At 61.8% G+C, this 22790-nt stretch carries 19 protein-coding genes and 1 tRNA gene; 16 read left to right on the forward strand and 4 right to left on the reverse strand.

Going from position 1 to position 22790, the window contains the following annotated elements:
• The first annotated feature begins 54 nt into the window (after positions 1-54).
• Genes pgaA through pgaD form a run of 4 tightly spaced genes read left to right on the forward strand, consistent with a single transcriptional unit; the run spans position 55 to position 6435 of the window.
• Positions 55-2538, forward strand: a complete 2484-nt coding sequence (gene pgaA / locus ABV589_RS15765) for a poly-beta-1,6 N-acetyl-D-glucosamine export porin PgaA (protein ID WP_367082391.1) — start codon at positions 55-57, stop codon at positions 2536-2538.
• Between the two features lie 12 nt (positions 2539-2550).
• Entirely contained in the window at positions 2551-4548 is a 1998-nt protein-coding gene (pgaB, locus tag ABV589_RS15770) for a poly-beta-1,6-N-acetyl-D-glucosamine N-deacetylase PgaB (protein ID WP_367082393.1), read from the forward strand.
• 1 nt (position 4549) lies between these two features.
• Positions 4550-5905, forward strand: coding sequence for a poly-beta-1,6-N-acetyl-D-glucosamine synthase (gene pgaC / locus ABV589_RS15775; protein WP_007961454.1), 1356 nt, complete (start codon positions 4550-4552; stop codon positions 5903-5905).
• A complete protein-coding gene (gene pgaD / locus ABV589_RS15780; protein WP_367082394.1) occupies positions 5902-6435 on the forward strand; it encodes a poly-beta-1,6-N-acetyl-D-glucosamine biosynthesis protein PgaD in 534 nt (177 codons plus the stop codon). The genes pgaC and pgaD overlap by 4 nt, the downstream gene beginning before the upstream one ends.
• A 124-nt stretch (positions 6436-6559) precedes the next feature.
• Here pgaD and ABV589_RS15785 read toward each other — a convergent pair whose 3' ends face one another.
• The gene (locus ABV589_RS15785) at positions 6560-8083 is read right to left on the reverse strand and encodes an FAD-dependent oxidoreductase (RefSeq protein WP_367082395.1); all 1524 of its coding nucleotides are present in this window, start codon (positions 8081-8083) and stop codon (positions 6560-6562) included.
• 139 nt (positions 8084-8222) lie between these two features.
• On the opposite strand from ABV589_RS15785, the gene ABV589_RS15790 reads away from it, so the two are divergent.
• The 5 genes from ABV589_RS15790 (at position 8223) to ABV589_RS15810 (ending at position 12052) form a co-directional block, all read left to right on the forward strand.
• The gene (locus tag ABV589_RS15790) at positions 8223-8783 is read left to right on the forward strand and encodes a YbhB/YbcL family Raf kinase inhibitor-like protein (RefSeq protein ID WP_103367783.1); all 561 of its coding nucleotides are present in this window, start codon (positions 8223-8225) and stop codon (positions 8781-8783) included.
• A gap of 89 nt (positions 8784-8872) precedes the next feature.
• Positions 8873-10558, forward strand: a complete 1686-nt coding sequence (locus tag ABV589_RS15795) for a VWA domain-containing protein (RefSeq protein ID WP_367082396.1) — start codon at positions 8873-8875, stop codon at positions 10556-10558.
• Positions 10559-10587: 29 nt separating this feature from the next.
• Positions 10588-11169, forward strand: coding sequence for an RNA polymerase sigma factor (locus ABV589_RS15800; RefSeq protein WP_367086206.1), 582 nt, complete (start codon positions 10588-10590; stop codon positions 11167-11169).
• Positions 11166-11765 carry a hypothetical protein gene (locus tag ABV589_RS15805; RefSeq protein ID WP_367082398.1) on the forward strand — a complete coding sequence of 200 codons (600 nt, stop codon included), beginning with the start codon at positions 11166-11168 and terminating at the stop codon, positions 11763-11765. Before ABV589_RS15800 ends, ABV589_RS15805 begins: the two co-directional genes overlap by 4 nt.
• A 56-nt stretch (positions 11766-11821) precedes the next feature.
• Entirely contained in the window at positions 11822-12052 is a 231-nt protein-coding gene (locus tag ABV589_RS15810; RefSeq protein WP_367082399.1) for a hypothetical protein, read from the forward strand.
• A gap of 76 nt (positions 12053-12128) precedes the next feature.
• Here the strand turns inward: ABV589_RS15810 and ABV589_RS15815 are convergent.
• Positions 12129-12205, reverse strand: a tRNA-Arg gene (locus ABV589_RS15815).
• A 198-nt stretch (positions 12206-12403) separates the two neighbouring features.
• On the opposite strand from ABV589_RS15815, the gene ABV589_RS15820 reads away from it, so the two are divergent.
• From ABV589_RS15820 to ABV589_RS15845, 6 genes are all read left to right on the forward strand, one after another.
• On the forward strand, positions 12404-12631 hold the full coding sequence (locus ABV589_RS15820; RefSeq protein ID WP_145595719.1) for a RebB family R body protein: 228 nt from the start codon (positions 12404-12406) through the stop codon (positions 12629-12631).
• The gene (locus ABV589_RS15825; protein ID WP_367082401.1) at positions 12628-13170 is read left to right on the forward strand and encodes a hypothetical protein; all 543 of its coding nucleotides are present in this window, start codon (positions 12628-12630) and stop codon (positions 13168-13170) included. The genes ABV589_RS15820 and ABV589_RS15825 overlap by 4 nt, the downstream gene beginning before the upstream one ends.
• A gap of 43 nt (positions 13171-13213) precedes the next feature.
• Positions 13214-13498 carry a RebB family R body protein gene (locus ABV589_RS15830; protein ID WP_367082402.1) on the forward strand — a complete coding sequence of 95 codons (285 nt, stop codon included), beginning with the start codon at positions 13214-13216 and terminating at the stop codon, positions 13496-13498.
• A gap of 317 nt (positions 13499-13815) precedes the next feature.
• A complete protein-coding gene (gene gabD / locus ABV589_RS15835; protein ID WP_007963502.1) occupies positions 13816-15258 on the forward strand; it encodes an NADP-dependent succinate-semialdehyde dehydrogenase in 1443 nt (480 codons plus the stop codon).
• A gap of 186 nt (positions 15259-15444) precedes the next feature.
• Positions 15445-16722, forward strand: coding sequence for a 4-aminobutyrate--2-oxoglutarate transaminase (gene gabT / locus ABV589_RS15840; RefSeq protein ID WP_367082403.1), 1278 nt, complete (start codon positions 15445-15447; stop codon positions 16720-16722).
• Between the two features lie 141 nt (positions 16723-16863).
• Positions 16864-18075, forward strand: coding sequence for a response regulator (locus tag ABV589_RS15845; RefSeq protein ID WP_007963497.1), 1212 nt, complete (start codon positions 16864-16866; stop codon positions 18073-18075).
• A gap of 130 nt (positions 18076-18205) precedes the next feature.
• On the opposite strand, the gene ABV589_RS15850 is transcribed toward ABV589_RS15845, so the two are convergent.
• Complete coding sequence (locus ABV589_RS15850; RefSeq protein WP_367086207.1) at positions 18206-19195, reverse strand: sensor domain-containing diguanylate cyclase; 990 nt, start codon at positions 19193-19195, stop codon at positions 18206-18208.
• Positions 19196-19441: 246 nt separating this feature from the next.
• On the reverse strand, positions 19442-20626 hold the full coding sequence (desA, locus tag ABV589_RS15855; protein ID WP_367082404.1) for a delta-9 fatty acid desaturase DesA: 1185 nt from the start codon (positions 20624-20626) through the stop codon (positions 19442-19444).
• Between the two features lie 147 nt (positions 20627-20773).
• On the opposite strand from desA, the gene dibA reads away from it, so the two are divergent.
• Positions 20774-22693, forward strand: coding sequence for a phosphodiesterase DibA (dibA, locus tag ABV589_RS15860; RefSeq protein WP_367082405.1), 1920 nt, complete (start codon positions 20774-20776; stop codon positions 22691-22693).
• Positions 22694-22790 lie beyond the last annotated feature (97 nt).

The following is a 22790-nucleotide window of genomic DNA, read 5'->3' on the forward strand; positions in this document are numbered from 1 at the left end:
CGAATGGGCAAGGGGGGCATTGCGACCCGGCTGGCCATGTAAGGATGCTGACGAATGCCGCGTATTGATGTTCCAGTTTTACATCGTGGTTTACGCCCGTTGTTTCGTGTAGCGCTGTGCAGCCAGTTGCTCTGGCCGGCACTGGCGTTTGCCGATACGCCCTATGATCAGATGGTGCGTGATGCCCGGGCCGGGCAGACCACGCCGGCGCTGAACGTGCTGCGCCAGGTGCCGCCCGGGCAGTCCACCACCGGGCAGATCAGCGATCACCTGCAAATCGCCAGTTGGGCGGGCCTCGACGCCGAGGTGGTGCAGGTCTATGAGACCCAGGGCCGTGACCGGGTGCTGCCGGTGCAGGCACTGACAGCCACCGCACGCGCCTATCGCAACCTCAAGCGTTGGGATCAGGCGATCCAGGTCTACAACAAGGCCCTGGCGCTGGAGCCGGACAACGCCGACCTGCAACTGGGCCTGGCCCTGACCCAGGCGGACTCGGGCAAACCCGACGAAGCCGTGACCCGCGCCAAGGCACTGGTCGCCGCCAAACCCGATGACCCTTCGCGCCGCCTCGCACTGGGCTACGCCCTGACCCGTGCCGGCAAGCAGTACGACGCGCTGTTCGAATACGATCAGGCGTTCATCCGTGCCGGCAGCAAGCCGGATGTCGCCCGTGAATACGTGGTCGCCTTGCAAAAGGCGCGGCTGCCGGAACCGGCACTGCGTCTGGCGAACCAACGTCCCGGGCTGATCGACCCGGTCACCCTGCGCCGCCTCGAAGGCGATCTGGCTGCCGAGCGTGTGCGTCTCGCCGAATTTGCCACCCGCAGTGAAAAAGAACGCTACGTGATCGCCGACCGCGCGTTGGCCGATTACGACAAACTGCTCGCCACCTGGACCCCCGACGCCAGCGCCCACGATGACGTGGTGCGCTGGCGCATCGACCGCATGGGCGCGCTCAAGGCCCGGGCGCGTACTGCCGAGGTCATCAGCGAATATCAAAAGCTGCAGGCTGAAGGGGTGAAGATTCCGACCTACGCCCTGCGCTGGGTGGCGGCGTCCTACCTGGATCAGCGCCAGCCGGAAATCTCCACCGATCTGTATCGCCAGGTGCTGTCGGCACCGGATGCCGATGCCGGTGATCGTCTCGAAGACACCACCGCGTTGTATTACTCGCTGCTGGAAAGCGACCGCGCCGATGAAGCGCGCAAAGTCGCCGAGGATCTGGCCAAGAGTCAGAAGCCGCGGATTGAACTCAAGGGCCTGCCCATCGGCAACCCCAACGACGAATGGATGGACGCCCAGCAGCTCGCGGCGCAGGCCGGCACCTACGGCTCCGACTTGCCGCATGGCGAGGAGCGCCTGCAGGCCCTGGTCGATCAGGCGCCGGGCAACGTCGGCCTGCGTCTGGCCCAGGCTGATCTGTACCTGGCCCGCCAATGGCCACGCCGCGCCGAAAACCAGCTCAAGGAAACCGAGAGCATGGTGCCCCGCGACATGGGTCTGGAACTGGCTCAGGCGCGCACCGCGATGACCCTGCAGGAGTGGCGACAGATGGATGCGCTGACCGATGACGTGGTCGAGCGTTTCCCGGATAACCGTCAGGTTCAGCGCGCGGCCCGTGAGCGCGAAGTACATGACATGTCCGAGCTGCGCGTCGAAGCCTACGGCGGCAAGGCCAACGGAGGCGGCGGCAGCGGTGGTGCGGGCGCGGTCAGTGGCAGCCGCGATTTCGGCATCCAGAGCACCTTGTACAGCCCGCCGATCGATGAGGACTGGCGGGTGTTCGTCGGCGTCGGTTATGCCACCGGCGATTTCGCCGAAGGCACCGGCACCGACCGCTTCCAGCGCGTCGGCCTGGAACGGCGTACTCGCGACATGAGCCTGGAAGCCGAAGTTTCCAATCACGATTACGGTTACGGCGCCAAACAGGGCGCACGCATCGCGATCGCCCGGGACATCAACGACAACTGGCAGTACGGCGGCAGCTTCGCCTATCTGTCGGCCGAGACGCCATTGCGCGCCCTCAACAGCGACATCAAGGCCAACGGTGGCAACGCGTTCATCCGCTGGCGCGCCAACGAAAGTCGCGAGTGGAAACTGTCGGTCAGCCCGTCGCACTTCAGCGACGGCAACAACCGTGTCGAAGCCTTGCTCACCGGACGCGAGGGCGTCTACAGCGCGCCGAACGTGCAGGTCGATGCCGGTCTGGAGGTCGGCACCAGCCACAACTCCAATTCCGAGGATGTGCCGTACTTCAACCCGAAGTCGGACTTCAGCGTGATGCCGACGGTCAACGTCAACCATGTGCTCTACCACCGCTACGAAACCTCCTGGAGCCAGCAATTCCAGGCCGGTGCGGGGACCTACAGCCAGCGTGACCACGGCACCGGCGGCATGGCGATGCTCGGTTATGGCCAACGTTATGCCTGGAACGACGTGTTCGAGGTGGGCGGTTTGTTCAGTGTGATCAACCGGCCCTACGACGGTGATCGGGAGACCGATCTGCGTCTGCTCGTCGACCTCACTTTCCGCTTCTAGAAGAGTTTGAAGATGCCTTTGATGACGCGTTTCATCCTTCTGCTGGGAGTGCTGCTGATCAGCGCCTGCGCCCAGCAAGCCCCGGCCTTCGCGCCGCCGTCGCAACGTCCGCTGGCGGCCAGTGAAAAACCGTGGCCGAAAAACCACGTGCTGGGCATCGCCTATCACGATATCGAAGACCGCGACCCCGATCAGGCCGTGGTAGCGGTGCGCACCGAGCGCATGATCGAACAGTTGGCCTGGTTACGGGAGAACGGCTACCAGCCGGTCACCGTCGATCAGATCATGGCCGCGCGCAAGGGCGGCCCGGAATTGCCGGCCAAAGCGATCCTGCTCAGCTTCGACGACGGTTACTCAAGCTTCTATACCCGCGTGCTGCCGGTGCTGCGCGCCTACAACTGGCACGCGTTGCTGGCACCGGTCGGCGTGTGGATCGATACGCCGCTCAATCAACCGGTGGATTTTGCCGGTGCACCCCGCGCACGCTCCGACTTCCTCACCTGGGACCAGGTGCGGGAGATCTCGCAATCGGGGCTGGTGGAAATCGCCGCCCACACCGACGCCAGCCACAAAGGCATTCTCGCCAACCCGCAGGGCAACATGCAGCCGGCGGCGGCCACGCGGCGTTACGACCCGGTGACCAAACGCTACGAATCCGAGGCCGATTTCCAGGCGCGGATCCGCAACGACGTCGCCACCATTTCGGAGAAGATCCGCAAGGTCACCGGCAAGAAGCCGCGAGTCTGGGTCTGGCCCTACGGCACGGCGGACGGTACTTCGCTGACCGTGGTCGGCGAGCAGGGCTACGAGATGGCCCTGACCCTGGATGACGGTCTGGACGCCCTCGACAACCTGATGAGCAGCCCACGCTTTCTGGTCGCCTCCGATCCTGATGGCGAGCATTTCGCCAACAGCATCGTCGCGGCGCAGTCGGATTTCACCATGCGTGTGGTCCACGTCGATCTGGACAACGTCTACGACCCGGATCCGGCGCAGCAGGAAATCAATCTTGGCAAGCTGATCCAGCGCATGGCCGACATGGGCGCCAATACCGTGTTCCTGCAGGCCTTCGCTGATCCGAAGGGCGACGGACTGGTGCACTCGCTGTACTTCCCTAACCGCCATCTGCCGGTGCGCGCCGACATCTTCGACCGCGTTGCCTGGCAGTTGCGTACTCGGGCGCACGTGAAGGTGTTCGCGTGGATGCCGGTGCTCAGTTTCGGTCTCGATGCGAAGCTGCCGCGGGTGACGCGCTGGGATCCGAAGACTGGCACCACTGCGGTCGATCCGGATCAGTATCAGCGCCTGTCGCCGTTCGATCCGCAAGTACGGCAGATCATCGGTGAAATCTACGAAGACGTGGCGCGCCTGACCTCGGTCGACGGCATTCTCTATCACGACGACGCGGTGCTGTCGGACTTCGAGGACGCCAGCCCCGAGGCCCTGAAGGCCTATGCTGCGCACGGCTTGCCGGGGTCCATTGCGGCGCTTCGCGATGATCCGGCAGCCATGCAGCGCTGGACGCGGTTCAAGAGCAAATACCTGATCGACTTCACCAATGAGCTGACCGCCAAGGTCCGCGCGATCCGTGGCCCGCAGGTGCTGACCGCACGCAACATCTTCGCCGAGCCGGTGCTCAATCCTGAGAGCGAAACCTGGTTTGCGCAGAACCTCGACGACTTCCTCGTGACCTACGACTGGACCGCGCCGATGGCCATGCCGCTGATGGAAAAACAGACCCAGGCGCAATCCGGCCCGTGGCTCGAAGAACTGGTGGCGAAGATCAAGCAGCGCCCCGGCGCGCTGGATCGCACGGTGTTCGAGCTGCAGGCCCGCGACTGGACGAAAAAGGATCAGGCCGACATCGACGGCGCCCAACTGGCCGACTGGATGGGCCGGCTCAAGCGTCAGGGTGCGACCAGTTTCGGTTACTACCCGGACAACTTCCTCGACAACCTGCCGGACCTGAAAACCGTAAGGCCTGCGCTCTCCAACAAATGGAACCCATGACATGCTGGATAGACTGTTAGCCCTGCTTGTTCTGGCGCTCGTCCTCGGCGTGCCGCTGGGGTTGATCTTCCTGGTCACCGGGCAGTTCCTGATGGACTTCGTGTTCTTCTACCCGTTGTTCATGTCCGGGCTGTGGATCGCCGGTGGCCTGTATTTCTGGCTGCACTGGGAACGCCACTGGCCGTGGAAGGACGACACCCTGCCGCCGCCACTGGAAGGCGAGCCACTGATCTCGATCCTGATCCCTTGCTACAACGAAGGCGAAAACGCCGCCGACACGATTCACGCAGCGCTGGCCCAGCACTACCCGAACATCGAAGTCATCGCGATCAACGACGGCTCCAAGGACAACACCGCCGAAGTGCTCGACCGGCTCGCCCAGGAAGACCCGCGCCTGCGCGTGCTGCATCTGGCGGAAAACCAGGGCAAGGCCGTGGCCCTGCGCATGGGCGCGATTGCCGCGCGCAGCGAGTATCTGGTGTGCATCGACGGCGACGCGCTGCTGGCGCCGAACACGGCGGCCTATCTGGTGGCGCCGATGCTCGATAACGCGCGGCTGGGCGCAGTGACCGGCAACCCGCGCATCCGCACACGTTCGACCCTGGTCGGGCGGGTGCAGGTCGGTGAGTTCTCGTCGATCATCGGTTTGATCAAGCGCACGCAGCGGGTGTTCGGGCGGATCTTTACCGTGTCCGGGGTGATCGTCGCGTTCCGCCGCACTGCATTGAACCGGGTCGGCTACTGGAGCCCGGACATGATCACCGAAGACATCGACATCAGCTGGAAACTGCAACTCGATCACTGGAGCATCTTCTACGAGCCGCGCGCGCTGTGCTGGATCCTGATGCCGGAAACCCTGCGCGGCCTGTGGAAGCAGCGCCTGCGCTGGGCCCAGGGCGGTGCCGAGGTGCTGTTCAAGAACATTCGCGGCATCTGGCAGTACCGCCATCGTTACCTGTGGCCACTGCTGTTCGAATATTGCCTGTCGACCGGGTGGGCCTTCACGTTCCTGCTGTCGGTGATCTTCTGGGGCGTCGGCAAGTTCGTGGTCATGCCGGAATCGATTGCCGTGCATCACCTGATGCCTCCGGCGTTCACCGGCTTGTTGCTGGCGTTCGTCTGCCTGGTGCAATTCGCGGTCAGCATCATTATCGACCGGCGCTACGAACCGGGCTTGGGCCGAACCATGTTCTGGGTGGTCTGGTACCCGATCGCGTTCTGGCTGGTAAGCCTGCTCACCACATTGGTCAGTTTCCCCAAAGTGCTGTTTGGTCAGCATCAGAAGCGTGCGCGCTGGGTCAGCCCTGATCGGGGCATCAAACCGGTTGGCGACGACGAAGAGGAGGTCATCAAATGAAAATCATCCGGACCCGCCAGCGGCCCTTCCTGGTGGTGATCGATGTGATCCTCACCGTATTGGCCTGGGTCGGCCTGCTGTTTCTGCTGATTCGCGGACTGTGGCCATTGATCGAGACCCACGCCGGTGGGCCACGCATCGACAATTCGGCGTTTGAAGCCCTTGGAACGTTGCAGATCTACCTGTGGGTGGCATTGGTCAACGCGGTGATTCTGATTGGTTGGGCGCGTTATCAGCAGCGTAAAAGCAGAAGTTTCGCCCAGCGCCGATTGCCGGCACCGGTGGTCGATGATGAAGGGCTGAGCAAGAGCTTCCGCCTGTGCGATGACCGCCTGGAGAAGCTGCGCACACCCGGGGTGATGACCATCCACAACGATCAGGAAGGTGATATCAGCCACGTGGTGCTGAACTTTCGTCCACTGGCACCGACGGAATTGCCGCCACCGCTGGCGCCGCTGGAACATCCCCGGGTGATCTTCCTGCACGCCGAGGACGACGATAATCGCGACCCGATAAATCGCCCCACCTGAACGACGACTCCCCTGTAGGAGCTGCCGAAGGCTGCGATCTTTTGATTCTGATTTTAAAGATCAAAAGATCGCAGCCTTCGGCAGCTCCTGCATTATTCAGCATTCAGCATTCAGCATTCAGCATTCAGCCGCGTATCAGCTTCCACGCGTCTTCCATCGTCAGCGGCTGTTTCATCCGCTCGGCGAGCATCGCCATGGCCCGTTCTTCCTCGCATGCCACAGCGGCAACCACCACGCCGTTTTGTCCGAACAGGCCGATGAAGGGTGGATGCCCGGGTTCGCCCTTGAACTCGATTTCATCCCACTGACTCGCGTGACCCAGATAGTCATAGTTCCTGCCGAAGTGCCAGGTCCAGAAAAACGGCACATCCAGATAATGCTCGTCAGCGCCGAGCATGTTGGCAGCAGCGATTCGGGCATGCTGCTGGGCCAGGCGCCAGTGTTCGATGCGTTGTGGCTGGCCGTTCAGGGGGAAGGTGGCGATATCGCCGATTGCCCAGAGTCCATCGCAAACACGCAGGCCGGCATCGACTCGCAGTGACTGGTCCTTCTCCTTCGGTAGCGACGCAAAAGCCTCGGTGGCCGGGTGCACACCAACCCCCGCCAGGACCAGATCCGCCGACAGGCGCAAGCCGTTGTCCAGCAACACCGCCTCGACCTTGCCATCACCGGTGATTTCCCGGGCCTCGTGATCGGTGATGAATTTCACCCCGTGTTGTTCGTGAAGCGCACGGATCGCCTTGCCCACGGCTTCGCCGAACTGCGCGGCGAACGGAATGGAGTGGCGGGCGATGACCGTGACGTCGAGGCCGTACTGACGCAGGGCCGAGGCGCATTCGAGGGCGATGAAGCTGTCGCCGATGATCACGGCGCGCTGGTCAGGTTTGGCCTCGCGCATGATCTGTTCGGCCTGGGCTTTCGAGCGCAGGACAAACACCTGCGGCAGGTCGGCGCCGGGCAGTTGCAGCGGATTGGGCTCGCCGCCGGTGGCGAGCACTGCGGCGTCGTAGGACAGGGATTGGCCGTCGCTCAGATGCAGGGTTTTCGCTGAAGCGTCGAGGGCAGTGATTGCGCCTTGCCGACGTTCGATGCGTTGCTCTCTATAAAAATCTTCGTCACGCAGAGGCGGAGTTTCCTGCGCCGACATCTCGCCCGCGAGGACGAATTTGCTCAGCACCGTGCGGTCGTAACCGGCCTCCGCTTCGCGGTCGAGCATGATGATCCGGCCACCGAAACCTTTCTCCCGCAGAGCCGCCGCACATGCCGTGCCTGCTGCACCTGCGCCGACAATCACAAAGATGCGCGGATCATCGGCCGGAGGCGTGTGCGCATCCGGCAGCGGTTGATCATCGACCCAGACATCCTCGCCCCGTACCTCCAGTGGATAACGCTTGAGGCTGTCGAGGGCCGGCGGCTCGCACAACGCGCCGTCTTCGGCGCGAAACGCGGCCTTGTGCCAAGGGCAAATCAGACGTCCGTGACACAACGCACCGTCAGCCAAGGGCGCGCCGGCATGTGGGCATTCTCCCTGAAATGCCCGGAGCTGGCCGTTTGCGCGTAGCAGGACAATCTTGCAGTCGCCGATTTCGACTTGCAGTCCACGGTCTTCGGGGACATCGGCGACAAGGGCGACGCGGTGCAGGCTCATGTTCGTGCTCCTGACAGGCATTTCTCTTACGAGTTTGCGTCGCAGTGCGAGGTTCAGCCAATTGCCACTGCCAAGGTACGAACGGTACAGCTATAGTTTGCAGGCCGACGAAGGCCCAACTGCACAAGGTACTCCCGGAATGACCCGATTGACCTCTCTCAACCCTTGGCTGGCGGCCGTCGCCGTCGCCCTTTGCGTGCAGTTTCCGGCGCAGGCGGCCGAGCGCTTTACTCTCGACATCCCCGGTGTCTCGGACAACCGCCTGTTCACCTCGGCTGCAGCCAGCGATGCGGCCGGTTGCGGTGGCAAGAACCAGTCGCCGGCGCTGGCCTGGAATGCGGGCCCTGCCGGCACTCTGAGCTACGCGATCGTCATGCACGACCCGGACGGCCAGAAAGGTGCGGGCGTCGATCACTGGATTCACTACGGCATCAAGGCCACCACCCGGCAGATCCCGGCCGGGGTCGGCGCAAAATCCACTCTCGAAGGCGTGGGCGGTACCAACAGCAAAGGCACCACCCATTACATCGGGCCATGCCCGCCGGTTGGCGACAGCGCGCACCACTACATCATTCAGATCTACGCCCTGGATCTGGCCCCGGACGCCTTGCCCGCCGGCCTGACCCGCGCCGAGCTGATGGACAAGATCAAAGGCCACGTACTGCGTAACAGCAGCGTGGTGCGTCGTTATCACCGCTGAAAATAATTTCAGCGGCGTTTAACCCGATCTGAAGGGGCTGTCCGTCTCAGTGGATGAATGGATCATTTTTCATCCCGAGGTCAGCCCCCATGTCCCGCTCCCTGCCTTTTCTGCGACCCGTTGCCGTCGGTGTGTTGTTGACCGTCGCCGGTTGCGGCGTGTCTTCCCATCCCGAATCGGCTGCCGTCCCGGCGCCGGCCCAGCCGCAGACGTCGATTCAGCATGAAGCGCTCGCCGCCGACAGTGTGATGGTCAAGCGCAGCGCACGTGCGATGCCGATTGCCAGTTTCGCGGCGATGCCGGCCCTGGAAAGTTATCCACAAGGCTATCGAGACGAGCAGCGCGAGCAGTATCAGGCGTTGGCCGACAACCCGATTCACAGCGTCGCCGAGGCCCCGGTCTCGACCTTCAGCGCTGACGTCGATACCGGTGCTTACGCCAACGTACGGCGTCTGCTCAATCAGGGACGTCTGCCGCCGGAAGGCGCGGTGCGGCTTGAGGAGATGGTCAATTATTTTCCCTATGACTACGCGCTGCCGACCGATGGTTCGCCCTTTGGCGTGACCACCGAACTGGCCGCCACCCCGTGGAATCCGCACACCCGCCTGCTGCGTATCGGCATCAAGGCCTCCGACCGGGCCGTGGCGGAGCTGGCCCCGGCGAATCTGGTGTTTCTGGTGGATGTGTCCGGCTCGATGGATCGCCGCGAAGGGCTGCCGCTGGTCAAAAGCACACTGAAACTGTTGGTCGATCAGTTGCGCGAGCAGGACCGGGTGTCGCTGGTGGTGTACGCCGGCGAGTCCCGCGTTGTGTTGGAGCCGACTTCCGGACGCGAGAAAGCGAAAATTCGCACAGCCATCGAGCAATTGACCGCAGGTGGTTCAACCGCTGGCGCGTCAGGCATCGAACTGGCCTATCAAATGGCTCAGCAGGCATTCATTCCCAAGGGGATCAACCGCATCCTGTTGGCCACTGACGGTGACTTCAACGTCGGCGTCAGCGACTTCGACAGCCTCAAGCAATTGGCTGTGGATAAACGCAAAACCGGGATTTCCCTGACCACCCTGGGTTTCGGTGTGGATAACTACAATGAACACTTGATGGAACAACTGGCCGACGCCGGCGACGGCAACTACGCCTACATCGACAACCTGCGCGAGGCGCGCAAAGTGCTCGTGGATCAACTCGGTTCGACCCTGGCGGTGGTGGCGAAAAACGTCAAATTGCAGGTGGAGTTCAACCCGGCGCAGGTCAGTGAATATCGCCTGCTCGGCTACGAAAACCGCGCTTTGAAGCGTGAGGATTTCAGCAACGACAAAGTCGATGCCGGTGAAGTCGGTGCAGGACACACGGTGACCGCACTGTATGAAATTGTCCCGGCAGGCGAGCAGGGCTGGCTGGAACCGTTGCGATACGGTAAATCGCAGGCGCCTGTGGCGACGAACAACGGGGAATTGGCGATGCTGCGTGTGCGTTATCAACAGCCTGAAGGTGGGAAAAGTCTGCTGATCGAGCGGCCGATTACCAATCAGGTCGCGCCGGCCAGTGAGGACCTGCGCTTCGCGGCAGCGGTGGCGGCGTTTTCCCAGCAGCTCAAGGACGCTCGCTACACCGGCGATTTCAGCCTGAAAGACACCGAGGCACTGGCCCGTGGCGCTCGCGGCGACGACCGCTTCGGCTTGCGCAACGAGTTCGTGCAACTGGTGGAACTGGCGCAAAGCCTGCGCACCTCAACCGCATCGAATGCGATGCCCACTGAGCGACGGATCGAATAGTGAGCCGATTCAAAGGCTTCATCAGTCAGCTGTTCGCTGCGCCAGACAGCCCGGCCGCCAGCAGCGATGAAACGTTGCTGGCGCGTTATCGCCAGGGCGACGGTGCGGCGTTCGAGATTCTGTACGCGCGCCATCGCCAGGGTTTGTATCGGTTCCTGCTCGGGTTGAGTGGCAAGCCGGAACTGGCTGACGAGGTGTTTCAGGACACCTGGCTGAGCCTGATCCGCAGCTCCAGCCAGCCACAAGGACGGGCGACGTTTCGTACATGGCTGTTCCAGATTGCCCGTAATCGCCTGATCGATCACTGGCGCAAACACGGCGCACATCAGCCGTTGCACGACAGCTACGACGAACAGCTTCACGCAGTTGGCGACGAGACCCACGATCCCGAACAACTGCTGAACCTCAGTCGCGACAGCCAGCGCCTGGAAAGCGCCCTGCAAACCCTGCCCGCCGACCAGCGCGAAGTGTTCCTGCTGCGCGCCCACGGCGACCTCGACCTGGCGAAAATCGCCAGCCTCACCGAAACACCGCTGGAAACCGTCAAGAGCCGCTTGCGCTACGCCCAGCAAAAACTGCGTCGGCTGCTGGCCGAGGAGGTACTGACATGACTGACGCCCGCCAGACACCCGAAGACCCTGTGATCAACCATGTGCGCGAACAGCACAATGCTGAACCGCCGGCGTACCTTGATGCGTTCATCCTCAATGCTGCTCACCGCGAAACCCCGGTGCCCAAGCCAGGCCTGTGGCAGCGTTGGCTGCGAGCCTGTCAGAAACCGCGCTGGCAGGTCGCTTTCGCCAGCCTGGTCGGTGTGGCGCTGATGTTGTCGCTGGTGCAACGTGCGCCCGAGTCACAACGACAATTCGACTTCGCCCCGGCGGCCAAACCGGCCGCGCCACTGGCGCGCAAGCAAGCACTGGAAGCGCAGTCACTGGCCGCTCCGCCGGCTGCCGCCCTGTCCGCGCCGGCGCCGATGATGGAAATGGCCGTACCGATGCAAAGCGACGCGATCAGCGCCGACCAAACCAAACTCGGCAAACGCGCCGCCGCCCCGACCAACGGCCTCGACACGCAACTGCGCGAAGTCCTGCGCCTGCGCGACTCCGGCCAGTCGCAAGCCGCGGACGCGCTGTACAACAACCTGCACAAACGCTACCCCGGCGTGGACCTCGACCTGCGCCTCGAAAAAATCCGCCAGAACTGACCGCTTGTTCATCCGGCCATTTGGCATTGCCCGGCAAAAACGCGCACTATCGGGCCATGGCTGAAACGCTGGAGAACAAAGTGGCAGCAAAAATCGACCGCATCGCCCAACTCCTCAACTGCCCGCAAAAGGGCGAGGAGATGCGGCGCGCGATTACCGAGGCGCGCAAGGAGTTTCTGCTGAACCAGTCGGAAGAAGACGTCGTGGAAGAAGATGAGGGTTTTGAGGAAACTGGGGAGGAAGAGGAGGATGAGGATTACGATGAGTTTGACTGGACGACGGAGTGACCGCTGTCTCATGAAAAGCAGCGCCCACAAAAAAGCCCCGGACCATCACAGTCCGGGGCTTTCTCGTTTCAATTCATGGCGCACCAGGCGGGATTCGAACCCACGACCCCTGCCTTCGGAGGGCAGTACTCTATCCAGCTGAGCTACTGGTGCAGCGTGCGACATCATACCTAGGTCGGCTCGGGGCGTCCATGCCGGTTTTTGGCGCTTGTGTCAGCGTCCGTGTCCACGCAAAGCAGCATTCCTCAAGGCGGTAACGTCCTGAAAAACGATCTTTTGGCGCTTTGGCAGGGCTGATCTATCGTTTTCCTGCGGCGGGTACTTTGATCGCTATCCCTTCAGGAGAAATGCATGGCTACCGTCAATCCACAAATCACCGATTCAGTCACCCAATCGAATGTTCAGGTTGTTGGCTCTGCGCCCGCGACGGCGATCGCCACGCTCACTCAGGTCACCAGCCACGCAGTCAGCCTGGCACTGCAGAACGCGGTCAGTCAGCAGCAGGCGCTGAACATTATCGGTAATGCCACGGTGGCGGCTGCGGTGCAGCAGATTCTGGCGGTTGGAGGGCGGTCATGATGGCGGAGGAACAGGCACAAACGGCGGGGCAGGAGCCGCCGACGGCAGATCCCGCGACTACCACTGCGTCGTTGCTGGAAGCGCTGAACGAGCATTTGCTCAAGCAGGCCGCCGATGGCATCGGCAGCGAGGCATTGAATGCGCAACTGGTCGAGTCGGTGAATTTCCTCAATAGCCAGTTGGCAGCTCAAGCCCCCGCGCTGGCAGCGCTGGGGTCGGAACTCCTGATCCGCCAGGCCAGCGGCCTGGTGGCGCAGTCAGCGGCGAGTTATTTCGATGGGGTGACCAAACTGGCGCTGGCCTCGCAGGGTGTGCTGCTGCGGCAGATGACCGAGAACATTGTCAACGACGATCTCGCTGCCGCGAACGAAAGCGCGTTGGGTGCCCTGCACACGCACTTGCTGGTAGGTGGCGCTGCTGCGGTGGCGGCGGCGAGCGGGGTATTGGATGCGGAAAACGTCGATCAGGCCCTTGAGCGAATCAACCAGAGTATCGCCCGGTTCAGTGGCAGTCTGGCTGAGCGCAAGCCGACGGTATGAACAACATTTGCAACACTCATCGTTCAGCGAAAGGAGTCAGGCAATGGCAACTGTAAATGACCAGATCACCGACGCAGTCACTCAAACCAGCGTAAAGGTTTTAGCTGAAGCGCCGGCCATGGCAATGGGCACCATTTATCAAACAATGGCGCACTCCACCGGCATCCTGTTCGAAAACGCCGTCAGCGCCCAGCAACAGCAAAATACGTTGTCTCAGGCGGCGACCAACCAAGGCGTCATGCAGATATACAGCGTCGATACCACGGCCAGTGCGGCGGCCAGCGAGAAGATTCTGCAGGACCCGGCCAGCAAAACGCCAAAAGGTTGAAATGACGCTCGCAAAAGCCTCCATTGTCGATATCGGTCATGGAAGGCTTTTGCGCGTTGATCTGAAAAATCCAGCAAACACGGGGTTTTTGTTCTTTTTTTCGAACGACCTATTGTCCTTTAACCCCTTTGCTCCTACGATCCGTTTGAGATTTCAAACGCTCTTTGATCGGGTGTTGAAGCGCAGGTGCTGAGAATAACGCACGATCACTGCGCCTCACCCGGTCGATGATTTCCCTGACGGCAGCCTTGCGAGGCGCCTTTCTACAATCATAATTTTGCTCCGCGCAGGCCGCGGTGCTGTTAAGGAAAGCCGACATGCAGCTTAAAGACACCCAGTTGTTCCGCCAGCAAGCCTTCATTGATGGCGCTTGGGTCGATGCGGACAACGGTCAGACGATCAAGGTCAACAACCCGGCTACCGGCGAAATTCTCGGCACCGTGCCGAAGATGGGCGCTGCCGAAACCCGCCGTGCCATTGAAGCCGCCGACAAGGCGTTGCCGGCCTGGCGTGCACTGACCGCCAAAGAGCGTGCCGGCAAGCTGCGTCGCTGGTTCGAACTGATGATCGAGAACCAGGACGACCTCGCGCGCCTGATGACCCTCGAGCAGGGCAAGCCGCTGGCCGAAGCCAAGGGCGAAATCGTTTACGCCGCTTCGTTCATCGAGTGGTTCGCCGAAGAAGCCAAACGCATCTACGGTGACGTGATTCCTGGCCACCAGCCGGACAAACGCCTGATCGTGATCAAGCAGCCGATCGGCGTTACTGCTGCCATCACTCCGTGGAACTTCCCGGCGGCGATGATCACCCGTAAAGCCGGCCCTGCGCTGGCCGCCGGTTGCACCATGGTGCTCAAGCCGGCTTCGCAAACCCCATTCTCCGCGTTCGCCCTGGCGGAACTGGCCCAGCGCGCCGGCATCCCTAAAGGTGTGTTCAGTGTGGTCTCCGGCAGCGCCGGCGACATCGGCAGCGAGCTGACCAGCAACCCGATCGTGCGCAAACTGTCCTTCACCGGTTCGACCGAGATCGGTCGTCAGCTGATGTCGGAATGCGCCAAGGACATCAAGAAAGTCTCGCTGGAACTGGGCGGCAACGCGCCGTTCATCGTGTTCGACGACGCGGACCTGGATAAGGCCGTCGAAGGCGCGATCATTTCCAAGTACCGCAACAACGGCCAGACCTGCGTCTGCGCCAACCGTCTGTACATTCAGGATTCGGTCTACGACGCGTTCGCCGAGAAGCTGAAAGTGGCGGTGGCCAAGCTGAAGATCGGCAACGGTCTGGAAGAAGGCACCACCACTGGCCCGCTGATCGACGAAAAAGCCGTGGCCAAGGTGCAAGAGCACATCGCTGACGCCGTGGCCAAAGGCGCCACCGTACTGGCCGGTGGCAAGCCGATGGAAGGCAACTTCTTCGAGCCGACCATCCTGACCAACGTGCCTAAAGACGCTGCCGTCGCCAAGGAAGAAACCTTCGGCCCGCTGGCGCCGCTGTTCCGCTTCAAAGACGAAGCCGAAGTGATCGCGATGTCCAACGACACCGAGTTCGGTCTGGCCTCCTACTTCTACGCTCGTGATCTGGGCCGTGTGTTCCGTGTGGCTGAAGCCCTGGAATACGGCATGGTCGGCGTCAACACCGGGTTGATCTCCAACGAAGTCGCGCCATTCGGCGGCATCAAGGCGTCGGGTCTGGGCCGTGAAGGCTCCAAGTACGGCATCGAGGATTACCTGGAAATCAAATACCTCTGCCTGGGCATCTAAGCCGGGAAAGGGATCGCTGCAAACACAAAAGGCACGAGAGCGCTGTCCCTTTGCGTCGTTTCAAAACCGGAATTTTCTCTGCGGCCAGGAACGCCGTGGCAGTCGATCATCGCATGCTGCCACCGCCGATTTCTCCCGCTTAATCCTTGAACTACGCCGCCCGATGAGCGGTGAATGAGGACTGTAATGAGCAAGACTAACGCTGATCTGATGGCCCGCCGTACCGCTGCTGTTCCACGTGGTGTTGGCCAGATTCACCCGATCTTCGCCGAATCGGCAAAGAACGCTACCGTGACTGACGTTGAAGGTCGTGAGTTCATCGACTTCGCCGGCGGTATCGCCGTGCTGAACACCGGCCACGTGCACCCGAAAATCATCGCCGCCGTGACCGAACAGTTGAACAAGCTGACCCACACCTGCTTCCAGGTACTGGCCTACGAGCCGTACGTTGAGCTGTGCGAAAAGATCAACGCCAAGGTGCCAGGTGATTTCGCCAAGAAAACCCTGCTGGTGACCACCGGTTCCGAAGCCGTGGAAAACGCCGTGAAAATCGCCCGCGCCGCCACTGGCCGTGCCGGCGTGATCGCCTTCACCGGCGCCTATCACGGTCGCACCATGATGACCCTCGGCCTGACCGGTAAGGTCGTGCCTTACTCGGCCGGCATGGGCCTGATGCCAGGCGGCATCTTCCGCGCGCTGTACCCGAACGAACTGCACGGTGTGAGCATCGACGATTCGATCGCGTCCATCGAACGCATCTTCAAGAACGACGCCGAGCCGAAAGACATCGCCGCGATCATCATCGAGCCTGTGCAGGGCGAAGGTGGTTTCTACGTCGCGCCGAAAGAATTCATGAAGCGTCTGCGTGCCCTGTGCGACCAGCACGGCATCCTGCTGATCGCTGACGAAGTGCAGACCGGCGCTGGCCGTACCGGCACCTTCTTCGCCATGGAACAGATGGGCGTCGCTGCCGACCTGACCACCTTCGCCAAATCCATCGCTGGCGGCTTCCCGCTGGCCGGCGTCTGCGGCAAGGCCGAATACATGGACGCCATCGCTCCAGGCGGCCTGGGCGGCACCTACGCCGGTAGCCCGATCGCTTGCGCTGCGGCTCTGGCCGTGATGGAAGTGTTCGAAGAAGAGCAACTGCTTGATCGCTGCAAGGCTGTCGGCGAGCGTCTGGTAACCGGTTTGAAGGCCATCCAGGCCAAGTACCCGGTGATCGGTGAAGTGCGTGCGCTGGGCGCGATGATCGCGGTCGAGCTGTTCGAAAACGGCGACAGCCACAAGCCAAACCCGACTGCCGTTGCGGCTGTCGTGGCCAAGGCGCGCGACAAGGGCCTGATCCTGCTGTCCTGCGGCACCTACGGCAACGTGCTGCGCGTTCTCGTACCGCTGACCTCGCCGGACGAGCAACTGGACAAAGGTCTGGCGATCATCGAAGAGTGCTTCTCGGAGCTGTAAGCCCCGACTCCGTGTGATCGGTTCGACAAAAAACCCGCTTCGGCGGGTTTTTTTACGCCCCTTGAAACACATCCGGCGCTTTTGCGCTGTATCGAAAGGCCAGCATTGGCTAAGGTTCAGGCATTGCAAGGGAGAGCGCGCATGACTGCCGTTGATTTACCCGCCGTACCCCGAGTGCTGATTGCCGAGGCTGATCCATGGTCCCGGGACCTGCTTAAACAAGTGTTGCTCAATGTGCGCTGCGATGCGCGGCTGGACCTGTGTGCCGACGGCCAGCAAGCCCTGTCTTTACTCAGCGAAGTGCCCTATGACCTGGCCATTGTCGATTGGGAGTTGCCGGGCATCGACGGCTTGAGCGTGCTGCGCAGCGTGCGGCAGCGCAAACGCAATCCGCCGCTGCCGTTCATCCTGATGAGCAGCCGCAACGACAGCGCCAGCGTGCGTGAAGCCATTCCGTTGGCGCCCACGGCCTACCTGACCAAACCGCTGAACATGGAAAACCTGACCGAGCGCTTGCAGGGGTTGCTGCTGGATGCAGGCGAAGAGGTTTTCTGTGAAGTGCCGACGCTGGCGCCGGGCATGACCTTGTCGGTGTTCCTTGAGCGGCGTCGCGAGCAGGCGGATGGCGCGCCGTTGATGACCGATGTGCAAGTGGCGGTCAAACGCAGTCTCAACCCCAATGGCCTCGACCTGAAACTGCTGGAAGAAGAAATCCGCACCGATCCGCAGATCACCGCCGTGCTGATCGCCGCCGCCAACAGCGCGGCGCAGCATCATGGCGCGGCGGTGCAGACCCTGGGTCAGGCGCTGCATCGCCTCGGCACCGGGCAGAGCATGAACCTGATTCTCGGCTTGGCGCTCAAGCGCAGCGCCAAACTCAGCGATCCATGCCTGGCGGACTACGCCGAGCGCTATTGGGGGTTGTCGCTGCACACGGCCGAATATGCCCGCACGCTGGCGCGCCTGCTCGATCTGGATCAGGAGCGCTGCTACTGCGCCGGTATGTTGCATCGTCTCGGTGACCTGGCGTTGCTGCGTTGTTTGCAGGAGTGGAAGCAGGCCGGCGGCGAGCTGGATGAGCTGGAGGAAGTCGGCGACGCGCTGGCGGAGTTCGGCGCGGCTTACGGTTCGGCGTTGCGTACACGCTGGCGCTTGCCGCTGGAGCTGCGTGAGTTGATTGCGTCGGTCTACCAGCTCGGAGGCGGGGTTTACTCCCGTGAGGCGCTGGTGATGAACATGGCGGCGCAAATGGCCCGTCTGACCGAGCATGAGGGCGTCGAAGAGCTGGCGAAGAGTCGCACGGCGCGGTTGCTGAAGATCGGGCTGCCGGAATTGATGCGGATGCGCAAGTAACCGGACTCACGAGCATCCCCCTGCAGGAGCTGCGGCACGCTGCGATCTTTTGATCTTGTCTTTTAAAGCAAAATCAAAAGATCGCAGCGTGCCGCAGCTCCTACAGGGGAGGTGAATCAGATGGTGGGTTTCAGCTTGAGATAATCCGGTTCTTGCCCTGACGCTTGGCCTCGTACATCGCCGCGTCCGCCCGGGCGAACAGGCTGTCGAGGTTTTCGTCGTCATCGTGAAGGCTGGTCAATCCCTGGCTGACGGTGATGCCGAACGTCTGGCCGTCCACGTTGAAGCTCAACCGCTGAATCTCCTGCTGGAGCCGCTCGGCCACTTGCATCGCCATGTCCGGCGCGCAACCCGGGAACACGGCGGCGAATTCCTCGCCACCAATGCGTCCGAACAGATCGCCACGGCGCAAGGAGCCGCGCCCGCATTCGGCGATCCGCTGCAGCACGTTGTCACCCTCCGGGTGGCCGTAGCTATCGTTGATCTGCTTGAAGTCATCGATGTCCAACAGCAGAAAGGCTAGAGGTGCACCTTGCAGGCGCGCCTCTTCGAACTCGCGGTTGGCGCATTCGAAGAAATGTCGGCGGTTGCTGCTCTGGGTCAGCACGTCAGTGGTCGCCAGGCGTTGCAGCTCGGTTTCCATGTGCTTCTTGTCGGTGATGTCTTCGGCGATGCCGACAATGATCACCGGTTGCCCGGGCTCGTCCTGACGGTTGATGAAGCATTTGTCGCTGAGCCAGCGAACCTGTCCGTCAGCGGCGATGATCCGGTATTCGCGGTCTTCCACTGCGCCTGTGTGCAGGACTTCGGCAAGGCTGCGTTCGGCGTAATCCAGATCATCGGGGTAGATGCTGTCGCGCCACTGGTTGTAATCGGCGAGCAAGAGCCCTGCCGAGCGCCCGAAAATCCGCTCATACGCAGGGCTGACGTACAGCACCTGACGGGTTTCCCAGTTGAACGCCCAAAGCACCGCGTTGACGCTCACCAGCAGTGAGCTGAACAGCTGTTCGCGCTCGCTCAGCCGGGCGACTTCGCCTTGGGCGTGCATCAGCGCCATCAGGGTTTGCGCGGCCTCGGGCCACTGCGCAAGGGATGAGTCTTTTTGATTGTTGTTGACCATCGGCACATATCTCAAAGGGCGTGCCGCCATTCGACAACCGCCACAGTACAGCCCGCCGGGGTGGCGAAGTGTCTTTGAGATAGGGCTTTCGGTGCTAAGTTCCGCGCTTTTGTGGCGAGGGAGCTTGCTCCCGCCGGGCGGTAGATATGACGCGTTTCAGCAATGAGAACGCGTCGACAAATTTGCGGTAGCTGCGCTACCGATCGGGGATGAATCCCCTCGCCACAGGGGATTCGTTCATGGCGGTCAGGCTGCGGCGGGGCGCAGCGAGTAGGTTTTCAGCTGGTCGGCGAATTCACGCAGGGACTGGATGCCGCTGGCTTCGGCCTCGTGCACCCATTCCTTGATGGCGGCGAGCATGTCGTGGCCATTGGCGCTGGTCTTGACCCAGATCTGCTGCAGGGCCAGGCGTTTTTCGTAAATTACCTTTAGCGCCTGGCTGTGCTCGAGCATGTTCTGGATGCGCAAGTGATGACGGTCCTCCAGCAGGCTGGTTTCCCGCGAGAGCAGGCGTTTGGCCCGATGGAATTGATGGCGTACCGAATGATCGACCTTGTCCAGCTCCTGCTTGACCAGCGGGCCGATGACCAACTTGCGGTACTGGGCCATGATCTGGAAGCGGTTGTTGAGGATCGCCATGGCGGTGTCCATGTCCAGACTGCCCTTGCCTTCGACGCGGTGGGCGATCGGTGCTACACGCTGCACCTTGGCCAGCCTGAAGAAGCTGAAGACTTTGATCCACGCCCAGCCGAGGTCGAACTCCCACTTTTTCACCGACAGCTTGGCCGAGTTGGGGTAGGTGTGATGGTTGTTGTGCAGTTCTTCGCCGCCGATCAGGATGCCCCACGGCACCAGATTGGTCGCGGCGTCGCGGCATTCGAAGTTGCGGTAGCCGATGGCGTGACCCAGACCGTTGACCACGCCGGCAGCCCAGACCGGGATCCACATCATCTGGATCGCCCAGATGGTGATACCGATGGTGCCGAACAGCAGCAGGTCGATGACGCCCATGATCGCCACGCCCAGCAACGGGTAGCGGCTGTAGAGGTTGCGCTCGATCCAGTCTTCCGGGCAGTTCTTGCCGTAGATGCGCAGGGTTTCCGGGTTCTCGGCTTCGGCGCGATACAGCTCGGCGCCTTTGCGCAGCACGGTGGACAGGCCCTTGATGACCGGGCTGTGCGGGTCATCTTCGGTTTCGCATTTGGCGTGGTGTTTGCGGTGGATGGCAGTCCACTCGCGGGTGTTCTGCGCCGTGGTCAGCCACAGCCAGAAGCGGAAAAAGTGTTTCAGACCGGCGTTCAGCTCAAGCGAACGGTGGGCCGAATAACGGTGCAGATAGACCGTGACGGCGACAATTGTCACGTGGGTCATCAGCAGGGTGACCGCGACCAGTGACCAGGCCGACAAGCCAAGAAAACCTTCGTACCACATAGGCTATAGGGCCCTCGATAAAGATAAAAACAGCCGTTGCATTATCACCAAGCACACAGATAAAACCAGTCGCCCTTTCAGATAAGAGTCGCTGGATGTTTCTTGACCTATAATTCCAACCTTTTTTGTAGGGACATGGACAGCCGAATGCCTGCCACTTACCGCGATGCCTTGCGTGCAGCGCTGCTTTACCTGTTGCTTGCTGTGGTCTGGCTGCAGGGAACTGGTTACTTATTGAACAGTTTCTTTGATGAATCTGTCGATCTGCAGCGATGGCAACTGATCAACGGTTACGTCTGGGCTGCCGTCAGTGCTGGCCTGATTTTCCTGGCACGGGCCAGATTGTGCGAATTTCTCGGCATCGGTGCGCGGTTACGCGAGCGTCAGTCCGACCGCGAACGCCTGCGTCAGGCGGCAGCGGTGTTCGATTGCACCCGCGAAGGTGTGCTGGTCACCAATCGTCAGGGCCTGATCGTGCACGTCAACCGCGCGTTCATGGCGATCACCGGCTATCAGCGCGAAGAAGTCCTCGGGCATCAGCCAAGCCTGTTCAAGTCCGGCCACCATCCGCCGGGCTTCTATCAGGCAATGTTTGCCACGCTGGAGAGCGAGGGCGAGTGGAGCGGGGAGATCTGGAACCGGCGCAAGAGCGGCGAGATTTATCCACAGTGGCAGACCATCCGCGTGATTCACGACGATCAGGGCCGCCTCAGCCATTATGTGGCGGTGTTTTCCGACATCAGTGCGATCAAGGATTCCGAACACGAACTCAAGCACCTCGCGCACCACGATCCACTGACCGATCTGCCCAATCGCCTGCTGTTCAGCGACCGCGCCGAGCAGGCGCTGGCGTCGGCGCAGATCCACAAGCGCGGCTGCGCGTTGCTGATGATCGATCTGGATCACTTCAAGATGATCAACGACAGCCTCGGGCACAACATCGGCGATCGCCTGCTAAAAGCGGTGGCGTCGCGTTTGCAGGAATTGTTCGGTCCCGGGATTACCTTGGCGCGACTCGGCGGTGACGAATTCGCGGTGCTGGCGGAAAGTTGTCCACAGCTGGTCCAGGCGGCGGCCCTGGCTCAGCGCATTCTCGATGCGCTGAAGGAGCCATTCTGCATCGATGCGCATGAGTTGTTCATCAACGCCAGCATCGGTATCAGCCTGTTCCCCAGTGATGCGTTGAGTGCCGATCAGTTGTTGCGCAATGCCGACGCCGCGTTGTTCAAGGCCAAGAGCAGCGGTCGCAACGGTTATGCGTTGTACACCGAAGAGCTGACCGCCCACGCGCAGCAACGGGTCGAGATCGCCTTCGAACTGCGCCGCGCGCTGGAGCAACAGGAACTGCGGGTCTACTACCAGCCGGTGCACGATTTGCACAGCAGCCGCCTGATCGGCGTCGAAGCGCTGGTGCGCTGGCAGCATCCGCAGCGCGGTCTGGTGTCGCCGGCGGAGTTCATCCCGATTGCCGAGCGCACTGGCCTGATCGCCGAAATCGATGCGTGGGTGATGCGCCAGGCGTGTTCGCAGATGTGTCAGTGGCAGCAGGCCGGGATTGTGCTGTCGTTTGTCGCGGTGAACGTGTCGTCGCGCCTGTTTGCCCGGCGTGAGCTGTATCAGCAGGTGGCGCAGGTGCTGCACGAGACCGGGCTGGATCCGGCATATCTGGAGCTGGAAGTCACCGAAAGTGCGGTGATGGATGATCCGGAAGTGGCGCTGGAACAAATGCACCGGTTGCGCGAGCTGGGTATTCGCCTGGCCATCGACGATTTCGGCACCGGCTATTCGTCGCTGCTGCGACTCAAGCGCCTGCCGGTGCAGAAGCTCAAGATCGATCAGGGTTTTGTCGCCGGCCTGCCGTGGGACGAAGACGACGCGGCGATTGTCCGGGTGATCATCGCACTGGCCCGCAGCATGGGCATGCAGGTGCATGCCGAAGGGATCGAGCAGGCCGAGCAGGCGGCGTTTCTGCTGGAGCAGGAGTGCGACCTGGGGCAGGGCTACTGGTTTGGGCGGCCAGTGCCGGCGGGGGAGATTGATTGGGCGCGCGCACCGTTTATCGGTTGAATCCGATTTTGTGGCGAGGGAGCTTGCTCCCGCTGGACTGCGTAGCAGGCCAAAAAAAACGGCGAGCGCTTCGCACTCGAGCGGGAGCAAGCTCCCT

The sequence above is a fragment of the Pseudomonas sp. HOU2 genome, from assembly GCF_040729435.1.
Taxonomy (GTDB): domain Bacteria; phylum Pseudomonadota; class Gammaproteobacteria; order Pseudomonadales; family Pseudomonadaceae; genus Aquipseudomonas.

What these genes read in the sequence shown, in the direction of transcription:
- ABV589_RS15830 (WP_367082402.1), top strand. Translation starts at nt 13,214, where the DNA reads ATGGCAACTGTAAATGACCAGATCACCGACGCAGTCACTCAAACCAGC.
- pgaD (WP_367082394.1), top strand. Translation starts at nt 5,902, where the DNA reads ATGAAAATCATCCGGACCCGCCAGCGGCCCTTCCTGGTGGTGATCGAT.
- pgaB (WP_367082393.1), top strand. Translation starts at nt 2,551, where the DNA reads ATGCCTTTGATGACGCGTTTCATCCTTCTGCTGGGAGTGCTGCTGATC.
- ABV589_RS15820 (WP_145595719.1), top strand. Translation starts at nt 12,404, where the DNA reads ATGGCTACCGTCAATCCACAAATCACCGATTCAGTCACCCAATCGAAT.
- desA (WP_367082404.1), bottom strand. Translation starts at nt 20,626, where the DNA reads ATGTGGTACGAAGGTTTTCTTGGCTTGTCGGCCTGGTCACTGGTCGCG.
- pgaC (WP_007961454.1), top strand. Translation starts at nt 4,550, where the DNA reads ATGCTGGATAGACTGTTAGCCCTGCTTGTTCTGGCGCTCGTCCTCGGC.
- ABV589_RS15795 (WP_367082396.1), top strand. Translation starts at nt 8,873, where the DNA reads ATGTCCCGCTCCCTGCCTTTTCTGCGACCCGTTGCCGTCGGTGTGTTG.
- dibA (WP_367082405.1), top strand. Translation starts at nt 20,774, where the DNA reads ATGCCTGCCACTTACCGCGATGCCTTGCGTGCAGCGCTGCTTTACCTG.
- ABV589_RS15790 (WP_103367783.1), top strand. Translation starts at nt 8,223, where the DNA reads ATGACCCGATTGACCTCTCTCAACCCTTGGCTGGCGGCCGTCGCCGTC.
- pgaA (WP_367082391.1), top strand. Translation starts at nt 55, where the DNA reads ATGCCGCGTATTGATGTTCCAGTTTTACATCGTGGTTTACGCCCGTTG.
- ABV589_RS15850 (WP_367086207.1), bottom strand. Translation starts at nt 19,195, where the DNA reads ATGGTCAACAACAATCAAAAAGACTCATCCCTTGCGCAGTGGCCCGAG.
- gabT (WP_367082403.1), top strand. Translation starts at nt 15,445, where the DNA reads ATGAGCAAGACTAACGCTGATCTGATGGCCCGCCGTACCGCTGCTGTT.
- ABV589_RS15845 (WP_007963497.1), top strand. Translation starts at nt 16,864, where the DNA reads ATGACTGCCGTTGATTTACCCGCCGTACCCCGAGTGCTGATTGCCGAG.
- ABV589_RS15785 (WP_367082395.1), bottom strand. Translation starts at nt 8,083, where the DNA reads ATGAGCCTGCACCGCGTCGCCCTTGTCGCCGATGTCCCCGAAGACCGT.
- gabD (WP_007963502.1), top strand. Translation starts at nt 13,816, where the DNA reads ATGCAGCTTAAAGACACCCAGTTGTTCCGCCAGCAAGCCTTCATTGAT.
- ABV589_RS15825 (WP_367082401.1), top strand. Translation starts at nt 12,628, where the DNA reads ATGATGGCGGAGGAACAGGCACAAACGGCGGGGCAGGAGCCGCCGACG.
- ABV589_RS15805 (WP_367082398.1), top strand. Translation starts at nt 11,166, where the DNA reads ATGACTGACGCCCGCCAGACACCCGAAGACCCTGTGATCAACCATGTG.
- ABV589_RS15810 (WP_367082399.1), top strand. Translation starts at nt 11,822, where the DNA reads ATGGCTGAAACGCTGGAGAACAAAGTGGCAGCAAAAATCGACCGCATC.